At 74.6% G+C, this 19732-nt stretch carries 22 protein-coding genes; 16 read left to right on the top strand and 6 right to left on the bottom strand.

What is annotated here, in order from left to right; genetic code table 11:
- The first annotated feature begins 91 nt into the window (after window positions 1–91).
- Window positions 92–706: a hypothetical protein gene (locus A3CO_RS36355; RefSeq protein WP_018335273.1), complete on the top strand. Its 615-nt coding sequence runs from the start codon at window positions 92–94 to the stop codon at window positions 704–706.
- A gap of 2 nt (window positions 707–708) precedes the next feature.
- On the opposite strand, the gene A3CO_RS0126405 is transcribed toward A3CO_RS36355, so the two are convergent.
- The 3 genes from A3CO_RS0126405 to A3CO_RS0126395 form a co-directional block, all read right to left on the bottom strand.
- On the bottom strand, window positions 709–1164 hold the full coding sequence (locus A3CO_RS0126405; RefSeq protein ID WP_018335272.1) for a hypothetical protein: 456 nt from the start codon (window positions 1162–1164) through the stop codon (window positions 709–711).
- Between the two features lie 61 nt (window positions 1165–1225).
- Complete coding sequence (locus tag A3CO_RS34450; protein WP_084682210.1) at window positions 1226–2380, bottom strand: MFS transporter; 1155 nt, start codon at window positions 2378–2380, stop codon at window positions 1226–1228.
- Between the two features lie 4 nt (window positions 2381–2384).
- Window positions 2385–2678 (bottom strand): 4a-hydroxytetrahydrobiopterin dehydratase, encoded by a 294-nt coding sequence (locus A3CO_RS0126395; RefSeq protein WP_018335270.1) that lies wholly within the window; start codon window positions 2676–2678, stop codon window positions 2385–2387.
- Between the two features lie 8 nt (window positions 2679–2686).
- Here A3CO_RS0126395 and A3CO_RS0126390 point away from each other — a divergent pair, with 8 nt between their 5' ends.
- Window positions 2687–3121 (top strand): (deoxy)nucleoside triphosphate pyrophosphohydrolase, encoded by a 435-nt coding sequence (locus tag A3CO_RS0126390; RefSeq protein ID WP_018335269.1) that lies wholly within the window; start codon window positions 2687–2689, stop codon window positions 3119–3121.
- An 8-nt stretch (window positions 3122–3129) separates the two neighbouring features.
- On the opposite strand, the gene A3CO_RS38475 is transcribed toward A3CO_RS0126390, so the two are convergent.
- Entirely contained in the window at window positions 3130–3405 is a 276-nt protein-coding gene (locus A3CO_RS38475; RefSeq protein WP_157647856.1) for a hypothetical protein, read from the bottom strand.
- 156 nt (window positions 3406–3561) lie between these two features.
- On the opposite strand from A3CO_RS38475, the gene A3CO_RS36350 reads away from it, so the two are divergent.
- The 6 genes from A3CO_RS36350 (at window position 3562) to A3CO_RS0126355 (ending at window position 11684) form a co-directional block, all read left to right on the top strand.
- The gene (locus A3CO_RS36350; RefSeq protein WP_169510974.1) at window positions 3562–5637 is read left to right on the top strand and encodes an ABC transporter substrate-binding protein; all 2076 of its coding nucleotides are present in this window, start codon (window positions 3562–3564) and stop codon (window positions 5635–5637) included.
- A gap of 153 nt (window positions 5638–5790) precedes the next feature.
- Window positions 5791–7572: an ABC transporter family substrate-binding protein gene (locus A3CO_RS0126375; RefSeq protein WP_033415028.1), complete on the top strand. Its 1782-nt coding sequence runs from the start codon at window positions 5791–5793 to the stop codon at window positions 7570–7572.
- Window positions 7573–7652: 80 nt separating this feature from the next.
- Window positions 7653–8651, top strand: coding sequence for an ABC transporter permease (locus tag A3CO_RS0126370; protein ID WP_018335265.1), 999 nt, complete (start codon window positions 7653–7655; stop codon window positions 8649–8651).
- The gene (locus A3CO_RS0126365) at window positions 8644–9582 is read left to right on the top strand and encodes an ABC transporter permease (protein ID WP_026205031.1); all 939 of its coding nucleotides are present in this window, start codon (window positions 8644–8646) and stop codon (window positions 9580–9582) included. Before A3CO_RS0126370 ends, A3CO_RS0126365 begins: the two co-directional genes overlap by 8 nt.
- A 3-nt stretch (window positions 9583–9585) precedes the next feature.
- Entirely contained in the window at window positions 9586–10629 is a 1044-nt protein-coding gene (locus A3CO_RS0126360) for an ABC transporter ATP-binding protein (protein ID WP_018335263.1), read from the top strand.
- On the top strand, window positions 10626–11684 hold the full coding sequence (locus tag A3CO_RS0126355) for an ABC transporter ATP-binding protein (protein ID WP_018335262.1): 1059 nt from the start codon (window positions 10626–10628) through the stop codon (window positions 11682–11684). The genes A3CO_RS0126360 and A3CO_RS0126355 overlap by 4 nt, the downstream gene beginning before the upstream one ends.
- Window positions 11685–11748: 64 nt before the next feature.
- Here the strand turns inward: A3CO_RS0126355 and A3CO_RS0126350 are convergent, their stop codons facing one another.
- The gene (locus tag A3CO_RS0126350) at window positions 11749–12606 is read right to left on the bottom strand and encodes an aminoglycoside phosphotransferase family protein (RefSeq protein WP_018335261.1); all 858 of its coding nucleotides are present in this window, start codon (window positions 12604–12606) and stop codon (window positions 11749–11751) included.
- Between the two features lie 17 nt (window positions 12607–12623).
- Here A3CO_RS0126350 and A3CO_RS0126345 point away from each other — a divergent pair, with 17 nt between their 5' ends.
- The 5 genes from A3CO_RS0126345 (at window position 12624) to A3CO_RS0126325 (ending at window position 16595) form a co-directional block, all read left to right on the top strand.
- Window positions 12624–13829, top strand: a complete 1206-nt coding sequence (locus tag A3CO_RS0126345; protein ID WP_018335260.1) for an MFS transporter — start codon at window positions 12624–12626, stop codon at window positions 13827–13829.
- A gap of 6 nt (window positions 13830–13835) precedes the next feature.
- A complete protein-coding gene (locus A3CO_RS0126340; protein ID WP_018335259.1) occupies window positions 13836–14513 on the top strand; it encodes a maleylpyruvate isomerase family mycothiol-dependent enzyme in 678 nt (225 codons plus the stop codon).
- 5 nt (window positions 14514–14518) lie between these two features.
- On the top strand, window positions 14519–15361 hold the full coding sequence (gene mshB, locus A3CO_RS0126335; protein WP_018335258.1) for an N-acetyl-1-D-myo-inositol-2-amino-2-deoxy-alpha-D-glucopyranoside deacetylase: 843 nt from the start codon (window positions 14519–14521) through the stop codon (window positions 15359–15361).
- Window positions 15358–15720 carry a hypothetical protein gene (locus tag A3CO_RS34435; protein WP_084682208.1) on the top strand — a complete coding sequence of 121 codons (363 nt, stop codon included), beginning with the start codon at window positions 15358–15360 and terminating at the stop codon, window positions 15718–15720. The genes mshB and A3CO_RS34435 overlap by 4 nt, the downstream gene beginning before the upstream one ends.
- A 113-nt stretch (window positions 15721–15833) precedes the next feature.
- On the top strand, window positions 15834–16595 hold the full coding sequence (locus A3CO_RS0126325; protein WP_018335256.1) for an SDR family NAD(P)-dependent oxidoreductase: 762 nt from the start codon (window positions 15834–15836) through the stop codon (window positions 16593–16595).
- Window positions 16596–16633: 38 nt separating this feature from the next.
- On the opposite strand, the gene A3CO_RS0126320 is transcribed toward A3CO_RS0126325, so the two are convergent.
- Window positions 16634–17227 (bottom strand): hypothetical protein, encoded by a 594-nt coding sequence (locus A3CO_RS0126320; protein ID WP_018335255.1) that lies wholly within the window; start codon window positions 17225–17227, stop codon window positions 16634–16636.
- 61 nt (window positions 17228–17288) lie between these two features.
- On the opposite strand from A3CO_RS0126320, the gene A3CO_RS0126315 reads away from it, so the two are divergent.
- From A3CO_RS0126315 to dapC, 3 genes are all read left to right on the top strand, one after another.
- Window positions 17289–18101 carry a hypothetical protein gene (locus A3CO_RS0126315; protein WP_026205030.1) on the top strand — a complete coding sequence of 271 codons (813 nt, stop codon included), beginning with the start codon at window positions 17289–17291 and terminating at the stop codon, window positions 18099–18101.
- Window positions 18102–18278: 177 nt separating this feature from the next.
- Entirely contained in the window at window positions 18279–18599 is a 321-nt protein-coding gene (gene fdxA, locus A3CO_RS0126310; protein WP_018335253.1) for a ferredoxin, read from the top strand.
- The gene (gene dapC / locus A3CO_RS0126305) at window positions 18596–19714 is read left to right on the top strand and encodes a succinyldiaminopimelate transaminase (RefSeq protein WP_018335252.1); all 1119 of its coding nucleotides are present in this window, start codon (window positions 18596–18598) and stop codon (window positions 19712–19714) included. Before fdxA ends, dapC begins: the two co-directional genes overlap by 4 nt.
- Window positions 19715–19732: the final 18 nt, after the last annotated feature.

Here is a 19732-nt window from a genome sequence, read left to right as displayed (position 1 = left end):
CCGAGGTCGGATCGACGAGGGGTCCCGATCGGGGCCTCGGCGGTCTAGTCTCGTGGAGTTCCACGCGCAGCGTTCCTCCAGGGGGCAGCCCATGCCGAACACGCAGCCGTCGTCCGCCACGCCCGAGGGGCTCCCCGTGCTGGAGGCCGGCGCCCATCGCGACGCCCGCTCCGGGAGCTGCGTCATGGAGTACGTCTCCGTGCTGGCCGGCGAACGCTTCACCGATCGACCCGCCTGCACGCACCCGGCGGTCGCCGCGCTCGCCTGGCAGGTCAACGACGCCGTCTCCCACGAGGTGCGTCAGCGACTCGGGCTCCGCGCGGTGGACCTGGTCGGGGCCGGCCGCGGGACCGACGGGCCCGTGCGCCCGCTGGTCCTGGCCGCCGTGGCCCGCGCCGGGCTCGCGCTCGACCCCGGCAACCGCTTCTTCACCCGGCTGGTCCGCCGGGTGTCCGCCGCGCAGGAGCGGGCCGCCGCCCGACGCGCGGCCGGGCAGGACGCCGGCGACGGCGGGGGTGGTCGCGTCGCGACGCTGCTCCACGTCGGGCCGGTCAACCACGCCTGCGCCCACCTGCTCGTCGCCGCCCGCGCCGCGGGTCTCGACGGGGCGGGTCGGGACGCGATGATGCTGGCCCTGCTCGACGACTGCCTCGCCTCGCTGCGCGGGGCCCGGACGGAGATCGCCGCCCCGGCCGCCGCCGGCTGACCTCAGCCGAGCCGCACGCACGTCCCGGCGACGACCTGCAGGCACACCCGCGCCACCGGCTCCCGCGGAGCCGGGGACGCGGCACCCGGAGCCGCGCTCACCGGGGGAGACGCCGCCGTTCCCGACGACGGGTTGCGCGGCGCCGCGGCGCGGGCGCCGGGCATCGGGGCGGGAGCGGCCTCCGGGACGACGGGGCCGTTGCCGGAGGTCGCCGCCGGGGCCGTCGGCCGGACCGCCGGCACCGGCGGCGGCAGGGGCGCCGGGGTGGTCGTGCCGGCAGCCGGGCCCACCACCGCGAGCGGCGCGAGCACGGTGGACGGGGCGACGACGGCCGGGGCGGTCGTCGCCGGCACCGCCGCGTCGGCGTCCTCGGCGACGCGCGTGAGCACGGTCGCCACCTGCGCCACGAGCATCATCGCGAGAGCGCCACCGGCGACGGCGAGCAGCATCCGGCGCATGACTCCGTTGTCGGGCCGGTCGCGCGCGGTATTAGCGGTGACGGGCGTCGACGGCCCGGGTTCACCCGACCGTCGCATCGCCGGTCGCCGAGCGCCGCCACGTTGCTCCGAGCGCGACCGTGCAGGCCAGCGCCGCGACCGCGAACGACCAGGGCGCCCCCGACGCGCCGAGCACCGCCGCCAGTGCCGTGGCGCCGATGCCCGTGCCCGCGTCGTACGCCGTGTTCCACACGCTGCTGGCGGTGCCGGAGCGGCCGGGTCCGGCGCGGTCGAACAGCGTGACCAGCGTGTCGTTCTGCACGGCGCCGAATCCCAGCCCGACGAGCCCGGCCCCGGTCACGACGACGGGTGCGCCGCCGGCGAGCAGCCCCCACGCCGCGACGGCCGCGCCGAGGGCGGTGACCACGAGGGCGGGCCGGGTGATGCGGCCGGCGAGCCGGAACCGGTCGCCGAGTTCGCCGGACACGGCCCGCCCGACGAGCTGGGCAAGCGTGAGCGCGAACAGCGAGACCGCGGCCGTGCCGCTCGCCGCCGCTCCGACGAGCGGGAGCACCGTGATCACCCCGCCGGCGCTCGCCGCGCAGACGAGCATCACGACCCACGGCCCGGCGACCGTGCGGACGTGGAGCGCCCGTCCGTGCGCGACCGGCCCCGACCGGTCGTCGGGAAGGACCCGGCGGGGGAGCAGCAGCGTCGCGGGCAGGGCGAGGAGCGGCAGTGCCGCGCCGAGGAGGAGGACGGGGGTGGGGCCCAGGTGCGTCCACGCCCAGACGCCGCCGGTGAGGAGCACGAGCTGCGGGAGGCCGATCGCGATGCCGTACACCCCCGTGGCGCGGCCGCGGATCCGCGGCGGGACGAGGTCGGAGACGAGGGCGGCACCGGTCACCGTGAGCACGCCGAAGCCGATCCCGCGCACGACGGCGACGGGCACGAGCAGCGCGAGCGAGGAGCTCAGCGGCAGCAGCGCGGCCGGGACGCCGAGGCCCAGCGCGGCGAGGGCGAGGGCCGCACGGTGCCCGACCGCGCGCAGCAGGGCCGGCACGCCGAGCTGGGACAGCACGGTCGCCGCCATGAAGACGCCGGTGACCGCCCCGGCGAGACCCGGGCCGACCCCGCCGTCGGAGGCCCACAGCGGCAGCACCGGCAGCAGCAGCGCGTAGCCGCCGAACGTCGCGAGGGTCGCCGCGAGGACGGCGAGGAAGGGGGCGCTGCGCAGCGGGTCAGGAGTGCGCGTCGATGGCGGCCGAGATCTTCGCCGCGAGGTCGGGGTCCTTGGCGGTGAGCCCGCCCTCGGAGTGCGTCGAGAGCCGGAACGTCAGCGTGGAGTACCGGATGTCGATGTCCGGGTGGTGGTCCGCGGCCTCGGCCTCCTGCGCGACCGCGTCGACGACGGCGATGGCGTCGAGGAAGCCCGGCAGCTGCGCCGTCCGGACGAGGGAATCCCCGTCCCGTTCCCAGCCCGGCAGGTCGGAAAGAGCGGTCGCGACGGCGTCGTCCGAGAGCAGGTCGGCCATGGGAGGTCATGATGCACGTGATCGCCGACGACGGGGGAACGGACGTGAAGATCGTGGTGGGCGCCGCGGTGGTGCGCGGCGGCCGGCTGCTCGTGGCGCAGCGGGCCGAACCCCCGGACATGCGGGGGCGCTGGGAGCTGCCCGGCGGCTCCGTCGAGGACGGCGAGTCCGAGGCCGACGCCCTCGTGCGGGAGCTGCGCGAGGAGCTCGCGTACGCCGTCGTCGTCGAGGAGCGGCTCGGGCCGGACGTGCCGGTGACGGGGCGCTCGGGCGAGTCGCTGGTGCTCCGCTTCTACCGGTGCCGGCCGGCCAACGGGGCCGAACCCGTCGCGCTGGAGCACCTGGCGCTGCGGTGGGTGCGCGCCGACGAGCTCGACGGCATCGCGTGGCTCCCGGCCGACGAGGTGCTGCTGCCGGCCCTGCGGGCGGCGCTGGAGAGCTGAGGGCCGGGTCAGGCCGCGCGGGCGCGCTTGACGGCCTTCGCCAGGTCCTTGCCGGTGAGCCCGGACTCGGCGGCGCGGGCCGCGCGCATGAGCACCACCGGGCAGCCCTTGCAGCGCGGGGTGGACCGGCAGCACTTCTTCTTCGCCCGCTTCGCGCCGGTGATCGCGCAGGCCTGCACCGGGTCGACCGCGACGGGGCGGGGCGGCGGACCGGCGGCGACCCGGTCCCGGGGCCGCAGACGCGCGAGGGCGTCCACCCACGACGACGCAGCAGCCTTCCCCATGAGGTGAGGCTAACCTGATCGACTGCTCGCGGGAAAGGGCCGAACGCGGGTCAGACAGGGTCGCGTGTCACGATGTCTCGCCCCCGGGACCGGACGCCTCCCGAGGGCCCGTCGCTCCGCTCGCCGAGTCCGAGAGGCACTGCTCACCGCCCCGTCATGAGAGCTCTCCTGGTCGCCGTGCTCGCCGGTCTGCTGGTGCTGGCCGGGTGCTCGTCGTCGCCCCCGCCGGTGGTCGGCCAGGCGCCGACGACGGCGGTGCGACCGCGGCCGCAGCTCGAGCCGGACCCGACGCAGCTGCGCATCGGCGTCGACGACCTCGGGATCGGGTTCAACCCGCACCGCATCGCCGACCTCACGCCGACGAGCCGCGCCACGGCGTCCCTGGTCCTGCCCAGCGCCTTCCGCGTCGGGCCCGACGGGGTGCGCCGACCGGACCCGACCGTGGTGACCTCGGCGCGGGTCACGTCGACCCGCCCCTACACCGTCTCCTACGAGATCACCCCCGCCGCGGCGTGGAGCGACAACGCCCCGATCGCGGCCGAGGACTTCGTCTACCTGTGGCAACAGATGCGCTCGCAGCCCGCGGTGGTCGACGCGGCCGGGTACCGGGCGATCTCCGACGTCCGGTCGCGGGCGGGCGGCAAGGCCGTCGACGTGGTGTTCGACCGGCCGTACCCGGCGTGGCCGACGCTGTTCGACTCGCTGCTCCCCGCCCACCTGCTGAAGGACGCGCCGGGGTCCTGGGGCGGCGCTCTGCAGGACAGCATCCCGGTCTCCGGCGGGCCCTACGCGATCCGGCTCGTCGACCGCATCCGCGGCCAGGTGACCCTGGTCCGCAACAGCGTCTACTGGGGCACCCCGGGGGTGCCGGACCAGATCGTGCTGCAGGCCGCCGACCACGCCTCGCTGATCGACCGGGTGCGCACCGGGGACGTGCAGGCCACCCAGTTCCGCGCCGACGGCGACGACCTCGCGGCCCTGAACGCGCTCGCCGCCGCCGCGCCCGGCCCGGCCGGCCCGCTGGCCGTCCGCACGGTGCCCGAGGCGCAGCTCGTGCAGCTCGCGCTGCGCTCCGACGACGGCCCGCTGGCGGATCCCCGGGTGCGGCGGGCCGTCGTCTCGCTCCTGGACCGTGACGCCCTGATCGCCGCCGGCGCGAACGGCGGGCCCGGCACCGCCCTGCGGGCCGACGCCTACGCGACGGCGCCGAGCGAGCCCGGCTACCGGCCGACGATCACCGCCGACGCCCCGGCCCGCGCCCCGGACCGGGCGGCGGCGACGCGGCTGCTCGCCGAGGCCGGCTACCTGGTGGGCCCCGACGGCCGGTGGACGCGCGACGGCTCCCCGTTGCGGCTGCGCCTCGCCGCCCCGTCGCAGGCCTCTCCGTTCGGTCGGCTCCTCACCACCGTCGCCGCGCAGCTGAACGCCGCCGGGATCGGGACGACGGTCGTCGCGGACGCCGGGGCCAACCCCTTCCCGCCCGGCCGGGGTCCGATCCCGTCGGACACGCCGTCGGTGGTGGCGACCCCGTCCGTGCCCGGGCCGCTGACCTCCTCGGCCGTCCCGGGGACGACGACGACCTCGCCGCCGCCGTCGTCCACGACCCCGTCCACGACGACGTCCGCGGCGGGGACCACCACCTCGGTCCCGCCGATCCCGAAGTCGCCCTCCGACATGGCGGTCGCCGACCTCACCGTGCTCGCGCTGCCCGTCGGGCCCGACCCGATCGCCGGGCTCGACTCGATCGTCGGCTGCCCCGGCCGCCAGGCCCCGACGACCTCCGGGGTGTCGCCCGCCGTCCCGCGCACCACGACGGCGACCGCCCCGCCGACCACCTCGCCGGTGCCGCCGCCGACCACCACCAACGCCGCACCGACGTCGACGCCGCAGGCGCCCACCACGACGACCGCCGCCCCGCTCGCGGCCCGGGGCACGCCGGAGGCCTCCGAGGCGCTGTCGGTGACCGGGTACTGCGACCCGACGCTGCAGTCGATCCTCGACGGCGCGTCCTCCGGGTCGATCGACGCCGACACCGCGCTCGCGCTCGCCGAGCCGATGCTCTGGCGGGCCTCGCCGCTGGTCCCGCTCTTCCAGGCGACGTCCACGCTGGTGGCCCCGCAGACCCGGACGGACGCGATGGTACCGCCGTTCGGCGTAAGCCCCTTCGCCTCGGCGGACCGGTGGGCGCCCCCCGCCCGGCAGGCCCAGGCGAACGGCGACGCCAACAACTAGTCCGAGGTCGTGCCCCGTTCGAGTGTGCCCGACCGGACACTGGGCGACGAACTCGTGACACGGAGGCAACACCCTGGGGTAGCGGAACAGGTCTGGACCACTTAGGTTCCCCCCGGCGGCGATCCCGCCTGTCAAACGTCTTCTGGAGGTGTGGTGACCAGGTTCACCAGGCGCGGTCGGTCGCGCTGGATTGCTGCCGGGGCGTTCGTCGCCGCCGGTGCGCTCGTGCTCTCCGCCTGCGGCGGGGGCGGGGGCGACAACAACTTCGGCTCCACCACTGCGCCCCAGGCGAAGGGTCGGCAGGGCAACACCTACGTGTCGCCCCAGGTGCCGTCGGGCCCCGCCGTCACCGTCGCCGCCGACACCGCGTACACGGCGTACAACAACGACACCGCGGCGAACAACACGGTCTACAACCTGTACGCCTCGCTCCCGGTCCTCGCCTCGGCGACCGTCCTCGACAACGACGGCACCCCGCTGGTCAACGGCGACATGATGGCCGGCATCACCGAGGTCTCGACCAACCCGCAGGTCGTGCAGTGGAAGACGAAGCCCGGGGTCACCTGGTCGGACGGCCAGCCCTGGAACTGCAAGGACTTCTACCTCGCCTACCTCGCCGGCAGCGGCAAGATCCCCGGCTTCACGGCGGCGAGCTCGAACGGCTACGGCAACATCGGCCAGGCGCAGTGCCTGGACGACACGACCTTCCAGGCGACGTTCGCCCAGCCGTTCGCCGACTACATCGGCCTGTTCAGCCAGAACAACGGTGACCTGCTCCCGGCCCACGTCCTCGAGCAGAAGACCGGGGTGGCGGACATCCGCCAGATCAACCCGCAGTCGCCGCCCGACGTGCTGGCCCGCATCACCCAGTTCTGGAACACCGGCTGGAACGGCTTCGACAAGTCCGTCATGCCGGCGTCGGCCCAGTACCAGCTCGACAGCTGGGTGCAGGACCAGTCGGTGACGATGACCCGCAACCCGGCCTGGAAGGGCAACCCGGGCGGACCGGAGCGGATCACCTACCGCAACATCGCCGACGCCACGGCCGCCGCGCAGGCGCTGCAGAACAACGAGATCCAGGTGACGGCGAACCAGCCGGACGTCAACGCCGCGAACCTGCTGCGCAGCCTCTCCGCGCAGGGCGTGAAGTTCCAGGCCACCTCGGGTGCCTCCTACGAGCACCTGGACATGAACTTCAAGAACCCGCTGTTCGCCGACAAGGCCGTCCGCACCGCGTTCGCCCAGTGCGTCCCGCGCCAGGACATCACCGACAAGCTGGTGAAGGGCGTGCAGCCCGACGCCGCGCCGCTGCAGAGCCTGATGTTCCTGCCGTCCCAGAAGGGCTATCAGGACTCCTACTCCCAGCTCATCGGGACCGGGAACGCCCAGCAGTCCGCCCAGACCCTCACCCAGGACGGCTGGGTCAAGGGACCGGACGGCGTCTTCGCGAAGGCCGGGAAGCCGCTGCAGTTCCGCATCAGCCACACGAACGTGCCCCGGCGCGTGCAGACCGTGCAGCTCATCCAGGCCGCGTGCGGCCAGGCCGGCATCAAGATCGTCGACGACAACGACCCGAACTTCCTCGACACCCGTCTCGGGGCCGGTGACTACGACGTCGCGCTCTACGCCTGGCAGAACGACCCGTTCACGTCGTCGCACGAGTCGATCTACAAGACCGGTGGCTCGCAGAACTACCAGGGCTACTCGAACCCGCAGCTCGACGCCCTCATGACCCAGGCGTCCGGGAACCTCGACCCGAACGGCTACCTCGCCCAGTGGCAGCAGGCCGACAAGCTGATGGCGCAGGACCTCCCGTCGATCCCGCTCTACGTCCAGCCCAACACCGTCGGGTACACGGACAAGATCGACAACGTCTGGTACCAGCCGAACCTCGGTGCGATGCTGCACGCGAACGAGTGGGCGGTCAGCCAGTAGCTCGGCCTACAGGTCAGCGACGCCCGACGGGGCCGGCGATCCCGGCCCCGTCGGGTGCGCTCGACGGAAAGAGGTGACACGTGGCCGCGTACATCGTGCGGCGCGTCCTGATCTCGATCGGCGTCCTCCTCGTGGCGTCGTTCCTGCTCTACGTGATGGTGGCGAGCTCGGGTGACCCGCTCGCCGGCCTGCGGGCCCGGCCCGGGATCACCCCCGAGGCCATCGACGCGACGGCCCGCCAGCTCGGGCTCGACCAGCCGATCCTGGTGCGCTACTGGGAGTGGCTGACCGGGATCCTGTCCGGCAACTGGGGCACGAGCGTCGCGCTCGGGCAGGCCCAGGCCCAGGTGCTCCCCGCCGTGGGCAGCGCGCTCTGGGTGACCATCCGGCTCGTCGTGATCGCGGAGATCATCGCGCTGCTGGTCGGTGGGGCGGTCGGCGCGATCGCCGCGCTGCGCCAGTACTCGATCACCGACTACACCGCGACGACGCTGGCGTTCGTGCTGTTCGCGATGCCGGTGTTCTGCATCGGCATCATCCTCAAGGTCTACGGCATCCAGTTCAACGTGCTGCTGATCGACCTCGGGCTCGACCGCTGGCTCACGACGGCGGGTCCTCCCGCCGGCGGGTTCACCGGGTCCCCCGGCGAGGTGTTCTTCAAGTTCACCGGCGCGTACCTCCTCCCGACGATCGCCCTCGCCGCGATCAGCTTCGCGGCCTACAGCCGGTTCCAGCGCGCCTCGATGCTCGAGACCATGCGGTCGGACTACGTGCGCACCGCCCGGGCCAAGGGGCTCACCGAGCGGCAGGTGGTGCTCCGGCACGCCCTGCGCAACGCACTGCTGCCGGTGACCACCTACTTCGCCTACAACTTCGGCGCCGTCTTCGGCGGGGCGATCGTCACCGAGCAGGTGTTCGGCTGGAACGGGATGGGCTCGCTGCTCGTCCGGTCCATCCAGCAGTACGACCCCAACATGCTCATGGGTTGGCTGATCGTCACGGCGACCATCGTCGTGCTGTTCAACCTCATCGCGGACATCGCGTACAGCTACCTCGACCCGAGGATCCGTCTTGGCTGAGACGACACAGGCCACCCCGACCCTCCACCCGGGCAAGGTGCCCGACCCGCCGTCGGGACGCTCCGACGGGGGCGACGTGGGAGGCGCGTTCCTCTCCCAGGGCCAGTTGGTGCGGCGGCGCTTCCTGCGTCACCGCGCGGCCATGACGGCGCTGACGATCCTGGTGCTGTTCATCCTGTTCGTCTACATCGCCCCGTTCTTCCTGGGCTACTCGCTGACGAACCTCTCGGCCGGCTCCTACGAGGACCCGAGCCCGGCGCACGTCTTCGGCACCGACCAGGTCGGCGCGGACGTGTTCTCGCTGGTGATGAAGGGCTCGCAGTTCTCGCTGCAGATCGGGTTCATCGCGGCGATCATCTCGACGGTGGTCGGGGTGCTCCTCGGCACCACCGCTGGCTACCTGCGGCGCGGGACCGACACCGCCGTCTCCCGCGTCACCGACCTCTTCCTCGTCGTCCCGCTGCAGGCCGTGGCCGCCATCCTCATCGCCGGGCTCGGCGGGTCCTGGTGGCTGGTCGGGCTCATCCTCGGCTTCTTCCTGTGGATGCCGATCGCCCGCGTGACCCGGGCCGAGGCCCTGGCGCTCTCGCAGCGGGAGTTCGTCGAGGCGGCCCGGGCCTCCGGCGCGACGACATGGCGGATCGTGACCCGGCACCTGGTGCCGAACATGATCGGCACGATCGTGGTGAACGCGACCCTGACCCTCGCGCTCGCCGTCCTCACCGAGGCGGCGCTGTCGTTCATCGGGCTCGGCGTGCAGATCCCGGACACCTCGCTGGGGCTGGTGCTCAACCAGAACTACACCCAGCTCGGGACGCGTCCGTGGCTGTTCTGGGCGCCGTTCGTGGCGATCGTGCTGATCTCGCTGACCATCAACTTCATCGGCGACGGGTTGCGCGACGCGTTCGACCCACGCCAGACCAGGCGGTAGGACATGTCCCTGCTCGAGGTGGACGGCCTGTCCGTCACGTTCCCCTCCGAGGACGGCGAGGTGCACGCCGTCCGTGACGTGAGCTTCACCGTGGAGCCGGGCGAGGTGCTCGGCGTCGTGGGGGAGTCCGGGTCCGGCAAGTCGGTGTCGCTCATGGCCGTCCCGCGGCTGCTGCCCGCGACCGCCCGGGTCACCGGTTCGGTCCGGTTCGACGGGACCGAGCTGGTCGGCGCGAAGTCGGAGACGCTGCGGGGGCTGCGCGGCTCCGAGATCGCCATGATCTTCCAGGACCCGATGAGCTCGATGAACCCGGTGCACACCGTGGGCCGCCAGATCGCCGAGGCCCGGCGGGCGCACGCGGCGGTGTCCAAGGACGAGGCGTGGCGCGACGCCGTCGCCGCCCTGGCCCTGGTGGACATCCCGCAGCCGGAGACGCGGGCGAAGCAGTACCCGCATGAGTTCTCCGGTGGCATGCGCCAGCGCGCGATGATCGCCATGGCGATGGTGAACCGGCCGCGCCTGATCATCGCCGACGAGCCGACGACGGCCCTCGACGTCACGGTGCAGGCCCAGGTCCTGGAGGTGCTCGACCAGGCCCGCGTCGAGTCGGGCGCCTCGCTGGTGCTCGTGAGCCACGACCTCGGCGTCGTGGCGGGGACGGCCGACCGGGTGCAGGTCATGTACGGCGGGACGATCGTCGAGACCGGCCCGACCGAGGAGGTCTTCGAGCGGCCGCGCATGCCCTACACCGTGGGGCTGCTGTCCTCGCTGCCCGCGGTCGACCAGATCGGCGGCCGGCTGCACCCGATCCCCGGGGCCCCGCCGTCGCTGGTGTCCCTCCCGCCGGGGTGCTCGTTCGCGCCCCGCTGCCCCCTCGTCGAGGACGCCTGCCGCGAGGCGGAGCCGGAGCTGGTGGCGGTGGGCACCGACCACCTCTCCCGGTGCCGGCGCTGGCAGGTGCTCGCCGAGAGCCCGACCGAGAACCTCTTCTCCCGGACGGATACGGCGAGCGGAGCGACGGGAACCGAGATGGAGGTGTCCGCATGAGCGCACCCAGCACCGAGGCGCACCCCGGGACGGCGGGCGAGCGCGACGGCGCGCTGCTGCAGGTCCGCGACCTCACCACCACGTTCCCCGTCCGCAGCCAGGGGGTCCTCCGGCGGGTCGTCGGGAAGGTCCAGGCCGTCACGGAGGTCTCGCTCGACGTCGACGCCGGCGAGACCCTCGGGGTGGTCGGCGAGTCCGGCTGCGGGAAGTCCACGACCGGCCGCTCGATCCTGCAGCTCATCAGGCCCGACTCCGGGTCGGTGCGCTACGACGGCCGCGAGCTCGTCGGGCTCTCCGCGAAGGAGATGCGGCCGCTGCGGCGCGAGCTGTCCATGGTGTTCCAGGATCCGTTCGGCTCCCTCGACCCGCGCCTGCCGGTCTCCGAGCTCATCGCGGAGCCGCTGCGGATCCACCAGGTGTACCCGTCGGAGTCGGACCTGCGGGACCGGGTCGACGAGCTGCTCGGGCTGGTCGGGCTGAAGTCCGAGCACCGCAACCGCTACTCGCACGAGTTCTCGGGCGGGCAGCGCCAGCGCATCGGGATCGCCCGGGCGCTGGCGGCGGACCCGCGGGTGGTGGTGCTCGACGAGCCGGTGTCCGCGCTCGACGTCTCCGTGCAGGCCGGCGTGGTCAACCTGCTCGAGGACCTGCAGGAACGGCTCGGCCTGTCCTACCTGTTCATCGCCCACGACCTGTCGGTGGTCCGCCACATCTCCGACCGCGTCGCCGTGATGTACCTGGGCAAGGTCGTCGAACTGGGTGACGCGGCCTCGGTCTACGAGAACCCGCGCCACCCCTACACGCAGGCGCTGCTCTCGGCGGTCCCGCTGCCCGACCCGGCCGCGGAGCGTCGTCGACGGAAGTCCCGCGTGGTGCTCACCGGCGACATCCCCAGCCCGGCGGACCCGCCGTCGGGCTGTCGCTTCCGCACGCGGTGCCCGAAGGCGCAGCAGCGCTGTGCCGACGAGGTCCCGGTGCTGCGGGCGAGCGACCCGGCCGGCACGCACACGTTCGCCTGCCACTTCCCGATGGGCGACGCCGACTCGGCCGCGTGAGCTCCGACCCGTGCTGACCGGACGGCACTCCCGCTGCACCGAGGTGAGCGGGAGTGCCGTCCGGTCATCCGGGGTGCTGGGCCAGCCGGACCAGCGCTGCGGTGTGCGGGCTGTCCGGGGCGGCCCGCAGCGCCGCGACCGCGTTCGCCGGGGCGAGGGCGCGGCACCAGGCGTGCACCCGGTCGGGGTCGAGGCCGCCGAGCTCCCGGGCGAGGCGGTCGACCGTCGCGTCCAGGGCGTCGGGGTCGAGCAGGACGAGGTCCACGAGGTCGAACGTGCGGTCGCCGAGGTGCGGGCGGGGATCGATGACGACGGCCCCGTCCGGCCCGGTGAGCAGGTTCGCCGGGTGCAGGTCGCCGTGCACCACCCCGGGGTGACCGCACTCCGCCCCGAGCTCGGCCGCCCGCTGCGCGGCGGCGTCGAGCAGGTCGAGCGGGATCCGGTCGTCCAGGGCGTCCTCGACGACCTGCTCGCGCACCCGGCCCAGCCAGAACGCGATCCGCGCGCCCAGCGGGGGCAGGTCCGGCAGCGGGCCGTCGGCCGCGAGGAGGTCGCGCAGCGCGGGCAGGACGTCGAGCACGCGGGTGCTGGCCGGCAGCGCGGTCCCCGGCCGGACACGGGCGAGGAGCAGCGCGCCCGCGTCGTGCTCGAGCAGGTCGACCACGTGCTCCTGCGGGGCCCAGTGCCGCAGCGCCGCCGCCTCCGTCGTCGCGATCCCGACGTCGGGTGTCAGCTTCAGGACGCCCCGGTCGGCCGGGACCACGAGCCCGGAGTTCCCGGAGAGCACCGGGCCGTCCGGCGTCACGTGCCACCGTCGTGCGAGCCGCTCCACCCGCGCCGGGACGGCGGCGAGCCACCCCTCGACGTCCGGGCCGTGGCGGACCAGCATCCGCCGCCGCGCCTCGTCGGGGACCTCGATCATCGCTCCAGGGTGCCGACGTGAGCCCATGGCGGCGACGGGGTTTCCCGTCCCTGGTCACGTCCGCGACCGTCAGCGAGGTCGGCAGCCAGGTCAGCGTGCTGGTGCTGCCGGTGATCGCGGCGACGGTGCTGGCAGCCACCCCGTGGGAGATGGGCGTGCTGTCGGCGGCCGGGATGGCGCCGTTCCTCGTGGTGGGGCTGCCCGCGGGGGCGTTGGTCGACCGGTGGCGCCCGCGGCGGGTGATGGTCGTGTGCGACCTGGTCCGGGCCCTGCTGCTCGTCACGGTGCCACTGACCGCGTGGCTGGGCGGGTTCTCCCCGGGCCAGCTCGTCGCCGTCGCGTTCGCCGTCGGGGTGGCGACCGTGTTCGGCGACGTCGCCTCGCAGAGCATCCTGCCCGGGCTCGTCGACCGGGACGACCTGGTGCGGGCGAACTCGGTGCTCATGACCGGCGCCACCGCGGCCCAGGTGGCGGGCCCTGGAGTCGGCGGGCTCCTCCTGCGCGTCGTGTCGGCCCCCGTGGCGCTGCTCGCCGACGTGGCGAGCTTCCTGCTGTCGGCGCTGCTCCTGCTGCGGGTGCCGGCCCCGCCGCGCCCGGTCCCGTCCCGACGGCGGGCGCTCCTCGCCGAGATCGCGGAGGGGCTGCGGTACGTCGTCGGGCACCCGGTGATCCGCCGGATCACGGTGTGCACCGCCGGCATCAACCTCGCCTCCGGGCTGCGGGACGCGGTCGTCGTGCTGTTCGCCCTGCGCACCCTGGGGCTGTCACCGTCGACGCTCGGCCTCACCCTGTCCGTCGGTGCGGTCGGCGGCGTGCTCGGGGCGGTGTCGGCCGGCCGGCTCGCGGATCTCGTCGGGCAGGGCCGCGTCGTGCCCCTCATGGCGTTGGTCGAGGTCCCCTTCGCCGCGCTCACGCCGCTCGCGGACGGGGCGGTGCTGCTCGCGGTGTCCTCGGCCGGCGTGGCGTTCGTCGCGGTGGCCTACAACGTCGCGCAGGTCAGCATGCGGCAGCGCACCTGCCCGCCCGCACTGCTCGGGCGGATGAACGCCTCCATCCGCACCGTGGTGTGGGGGACGCCGCCGGTCGGGGCCCTGATCGGCGGCGGGCTGGCCGGCGCGCTGGGCCTCGCCACCGTGCTGTGGATCGCCGCGGGCGTGACGCTCCTCGCGGCGGCACCGGTCGTGTTCTCCCCGCTCCTGCGGAACGAGCTCCCGCTGAAGTGAGGCACGATGATCGGTGTGGACCCGATCGAGGAGTGGAGCAAGGCCCAGGAGCGCGTGATCGCGCTGCTGGAGGGCGCGTCCGAGGAGCAGGTGGAGCGTCGCGTGCCCTCCTGCCCGGACTGGACGGTGCGCGACCTGTTCAGCCACATGGTCGGGCTCGGCACCGACGTCGTCGCGGGTGACGAGCCCGACGACCACAACGAGACGTGGACCGCCAAGCAGGTCGAGGCGCGCCGCGACCACTCGGTCGCGCAGCTGATCGAGGAGTGGCGGCGGACGGCCGAGCCGCTGCGCGCGTGGATGCGCGAGAACGGCCCGCGCCCCCTCGGCGACGTGATCATCCACGAGCAGGACCTCCGCGGCGCCCTCGGCGTGCCCGGCGGCAAGGACTCGGGCGGGGTGGCCCTCATCCGCGACCGCTTCGCCCCGCGCGTGGGCGGCCGGCTGCCCGAGGGCACGACCCTGGGCCTCGTCGGGCGGAACTGGTCCTGGGCGTCGGACGACGGCGACCCCGAGCAGGCCGACGTCGTGCTCCACGCCGACGAGTTCGAGCTGCACCGCGCCTCGCTCGCCCGCCGGTCGGCGGACCAGCTGCGGTCGTGGACCACGAAGGGCGACGTGGAGCCGATCCTCGACGCCTTCGCCACGCTCGGGGACCTCCCGGAGGAGGACCGGACCGAGTGAGCCGCATGGTGCTCGTCCACGCCCACCCCGACGACGAGACGATCACGTCCGGCGGCCTCATGGCCCGCGCGGTCGACGCCGGGTGGGACGTCACGCTCGTGACCTGCACCCTCGGCGAGCTCGGCGAGGTCATCCCGCCGGAGCTGAGGTACCTGGAAGGTTCGGCCGACCTCGCGCCCTACCGGGCCAAGGAGCTCGCGGCCGCGTGCGCCGCCCTCGGCGTCACCGACCACCGCCTGCTCGGCGAGGAGGGCCGCTGGCACGACTCCGGCATGGTCTCCACCGGCGAGGGCATCCGCGCGGCGGCGCCCGCCCACCTGTCGGCGGGCGCGTTCGCCGCGCGCCCGGACGTCGACCTCCAGGTCCACCAGCTCGTGGCGATCCTCGCCGAGACCACGCCCGACGTCGTGATCAGCTACGACGCCTCGGGCGGCTACGGCCACCCCGACCACGTCCGCGCCCACGAGATCACCGGCGGCGCGGTGGAGCGGATCGACCCGCTCGCCGAGCGCGTCGCGCTGTACGCGGCCGTCGCCCCGCACGACGAGGTGGCGCGCGGCCTGGCGGCGCTGCGCCGCCGTCCGTGGCTGGGGCTGCCGGTGCCGGACGTCAGCGGGCTGCCGACGGTCCCCGACGACGACATCACGGTGCGGATCGAGCTCGGCCGCGCCCGCGTGCGCAAGCTCGCCGCGCTGCGGGCGCACGCCACGCAGATCACCGTGCACGACGACGGGTCCGAGCCGCCGGCCTTCGCCCTCTCCAACGAGCTGGCGCAGCCGGTGATCGGCAGCGAGGGCTTCATCCTCCTGCGGGGTCCCGACGGCGGGTTGGCGGCGCTCTCGGCGTGAGGGTGGCCGTCCTGGCGGTGGTGCTGCTCGACGTCGCGCTGCTCGCGTTCGCCGAGGTCGCGTGGCTGACCCTGGCCGTCGGGTCGGTCCCGCTGCCGGTGTCGATCCTCGTGGCGGCGCTGACGACCCCGCTCGCGGTGCGCGTGGTCGACCGGTGCTTCCCCGGGTCGCGGGCGGTGTTCGCGCCGCTGGTGACGTGGTTCCTCGTCGTGGTCGTCTTCGGCTTCTGGGGTCCGGCCGGCAGCGGCACGTTCCCCGCGGACTGGCGCCCGCTCGTGCTCATCGCGGCCGGCCTGTTCCCGGGCGTGTGGGTGGCGAGCCGTCCGGTGCGGCCCGTCGAGGCGGACGCCGCGGCCTGATCCCCCAAGGCGTCGCGCGGCATGCTCGACGGCGCGACCTCCGGGAGACCGTCCTCACCCGCCGACGCGCCCGGGCGGGTGTGCCCCCGTGCCCTGCACGGGAACGCACGCGCATGCCGAACGAACACCTCCGCGTCCTGCTTACCGGCGGCACCAGCGGGCTCGGGCTCGCCATGGCCCGCGCGCTGGTCGACGACGGGCACCACGTCGTGCTCACCGGACGGGACACCGACCGGGCGGCCGCCGTCTCCGCCCGGCTCGACGGCCCGGGGACCGCGCACGGCCTCGGCGTCGACGTGCGGGACGCCGACGCGGTCGCCGCGGGAACCGGGCGCGCGGTGGCGCTGCTGGGCGGCCTCGACGTCGTCGTGCTCAACGCGGGCATCGGCATGCGCACCGTCAACCCGGACTTCCTCACCGACCCCCAGCCGTTCTGGGAGGTCGACCCGGACGCGTTCCGGGCGGTCGTCGACACCAACCTGACCGGCTACTTCCTCACCGCCCGCGCGGCGCTGCCCGCCCTGCGCGACGGCGGCGGGCGCCTCGTCGTGGTCTCGATGAACCACTCGACGATGGTGCGGCGCGGCTTCGTCCCCTACGGCCCGTCGCGCGCCGGCGCCGAGGCGCTGGCCCGCATCATGGCCGCCGACCTCGAGGGCGGTCCGGTGACGGTCAACATCCTGTTGCCCGGTGGCGCGACGCGCACGGGCATGGTGCCCGACGAGGCGCGTATCGAGGGCCTGCTCGATCCCGAGGTCATGGTGCGGCCGCTGCGCTGGCTGTGCTCCGAGGCGGCAGCGGGCGTCCACGACGAGCGCCTGGTGGCCACCGAGTTCGACGCCTGGCTCGCAGCACACGGGTTTCGGGATCGGTGACCGTGCGCCGGGGAGGAGCCGGCGGCAGCGGCCCGGGATCAGCGCCGCCGATGCTCCGCCCCGGACAGCCCGATGAGGGTCCACACCGCCGAGACGCCGAGCAGCGGGACGGCGAAGGCCGCGATGTTCGGCGCCAGGTCGATGTCGATCCGGCACGCCGCGAGCAGGGCGACCGCGACGAGCATCCCCAGCATCCCGTCGGCGACCCGCACCGTCCGCGGCGGGGGAGGCGGGCGGTGCGCGGCCGCGGCGGCGGCGGCCGCGCGGGGTCCGGGAGCCGGACCGTCCGCGACGACCGGCCCCGACCCGGCGTCGGGAAGGAGGCGTCCGCGGCGGCGGGGGAGCCCACGGCCGACGAGCTCGTCGACCGCGGCGGTCAGGTCGGCGCGGGGGACGCGCACCGTGCGGGTCCCGTGGGAGAGCACGCGACGGCCGTCGGCGGAGTGCTCCGCGTACTCGACCTCCCACTCGTCGAGGCCGCGGACGGGCCGGAAGAGCAGGCGTCGCTCGCGGCGGCCCGACGGCGGGAACCACCACGAGACCGCGCCCGCGCGGCAGGCTCCGGGGTGGGCGCCGAGCGCGGTCAGGTGCGCGCCGACCTCGGCGCGCACCGCGTTGCCCCGGACGTCCACCCGCCTACTGTGACCCACGCCATGCGGTGTGGCCACCCCCCGGATCGGGCATGAGGCGGACATGGCCGCCGTGTCCGACGAGTACATCATCAGCGTGCTGCGACCCTTCGTCGCGGCGACCGGGCCGGTGCTGTCCGGGCTGCGCGACGCCGACCCGTTCCGGCTGGGCAGGCTCGCCCAGCGGCGGTCGCTGGAGCTGGAGGGCCCGACCACCGAGGAGCCGCCCGCGCGGAGCCGGCGGCAGAAGATCGGGCGGACGGTGCGGCGGCTGCGGGGCCGTGTCCTGGACCGCCTCGCCACCTCGCGCCTGCCCGGCACCCCGCGCTGGGCCGTGATGTCGCCCGAGGAGCGGGACCAGTGGTGGGTCGGGCGGGTCGGCCGCTTCACCTCGGCGATCGCGGCGTTCCCCGGGATCGGTGGGGCGCTGGCCCGCCGTCTGCCCGTGTCGGACATCCTCGGGCTCTCCGCGCAGGGTCTGGTGATCTGCGCGATCGCGGGCGAGCACGGGCTGACCGGCCGCGACGAGCAGGTCCGGCTCCTCGCGTCCGTGCTGTTCGAGCGCGATCTCGACCCCGCCGGCGACGCCCACGGCGAGCAGATCGAGCGCGACGCCGCCGACCTCACCGGGGACCTGCACCGCGACCACTCCGGCGACAGCCGGCTGCGATCGCTCGCGCGGGCGGTGTGGCGGATGGGACGGTCGCTCTTCGCGCTGCACGACGAGCTGGGACGCCGACCCCAGGGCCGACGGTTCTGGCGGGCGCTCGCGAACCTGCCTGTCGTGGGCGCGTTCGGGGCCTACAAGGCCGAGCGTTCGGGCCTCAAGCGGGCCGCCAAGCGGGCCGCCGCATGGGTGGCCCGGGAGCACGGGTAGCCGTCGGGGTCCCCCGTGACGGGTGTGGCGCCCGACACGTCGTGGGACGGGCGACCCGCCCGGGCACGACGCGCCGCCGGACGGAATACTGCGGGGGCGTTTCATCACCCGTGCGGGCCGACCACCACCGGCCCGGTGGTGAGGACACCTCGAGTTGAGTAGGGAGCAGGAGCCGACGTGACGTACGTGATCGCCGAACCGTGTGTGGACGTGCTCGACAAGGCGTGCATCGAGGAGTGCCCGGTCGACTGCATCTACGAGGGCGGCCGGATGATGTACATCCACCCCGACGAGTGCGTCGACTGCGGTGCCTGCGAGCCGGTGTGCCCGGTCGAGGCCATCTATTACGAGGACGACGTGCCGGACCAGTGGTCCGTCTACACCCAGGCCAACGTCGACTTCTTCGACGAGCTGGGGTCGCCGGGCGGCGCCTCCAAGGTCGGCAAGGTCGACAAGGACGCGGGCCCCGTGCCGAGCCTGCCCCCGCAGGGCGAGTGACACCGGGGCCGGATCGGGCGAGCGGAGCGACGGGAGGTCTCCCGGTCCTCCCGGACTTCCCCTGGGACAGTCTCGCCGCGGAGACGGCGACGGCGCGGTCGCATCCCGACGGCGTCGTCGACCTCTCCGTGGGCACCCCGGTCGACCCGGTGCCCGCCGTCGTCGCGACCGCCCTGCAGGAGGCCTGGAACTCGCCGGGCTACCCGCAGACCCACGGCACGCCGGCGCTGCGGCACGCCGTCGTCGAGGCGCTCTCGCGGCGTTTCGGCGTCGCCGGGCTGGAGCCCGACGCGGTGCTGCCCACGATCGGCTCCAAGGAGCTGGTCGCGTGGCTGCCCACGCTGCTGGGACTGCGCGGTGCGACCGTCGCCATCCCGTCGCTGGCGTACCCGACCTACGAGGTCGGCGCGCTGCTGGCGGGCGCCGAGGCGGTCCGCGTTCCCGACGACGGGCCGCTGCCGCGCGACGCGCGGCTGGTCTGGCTGAACTCGCCGTCCAACCCGACCGGTCGGGTGCTGTCGGCCGAGGCGTTGGCCGCACGGGTCGCCGAGGCGCGGGAGATCGGCGCGGTCGTGGCCTCCGACGAGTGCTACCTGGGCCTGCCCGGACCCGGGTCCGACCCGGTGTCGGTGCTGGACCCGAGGGTCCACGGCGGGTCGCTCGAGGGCCTGCTGGCGGTCCACTCGCTGTCCAAGACCTCGCAGCTCGCGGGGTACCGGGCGGCGTTCGTCGCGGGTGACCCGGCGCTGGTGGCCTCGCTGCTCGCCGTCCGGAAGCACGCCGGGATGATCGTGCCGCGCCCGGTGCAGGAGGCGATGACGGCGGCGCTGTCGGACGACTTCCACGTGGCCGTGACCCGCCAGCGCTACGACGCCCGCCGTGACGTGCTGCGTCCGGCGCTGGAGAAGGCCGGGTTCACGATCGACCACTCCGAGGCCGGGCTCTACCTGTGGGCGACCCGCGGGGAACCGTGCCGGACGACCGTCGGGTGGTTCGCCGAACGCGGCGTCCTCGTCGCGCCCGGGGAGTTCTACGGGCCCGACGGCGGCGAGCACGTGCGGATCGCGCTCACGGCGTCGGACGAGCGGATCGAGCGGGGCGCCTCGCGCCTCTGAGTGCCGGTGAGCGCCACG

It is taken from the genome of Actinomycetospora chiangmaiensis DSM 45062 (assembly GCF_000379625.1).
Classification (GTDB): Bacteria; Actinomycetota; Actinomycetes; order Mycobacteriales; family Pseudonocardiaceae; genus Actinomycetospora; species Actinomycetospora chiangmaiensis.
This window is presented reverse-complemented; position numbering and strand designations above follow the sequence as displayed.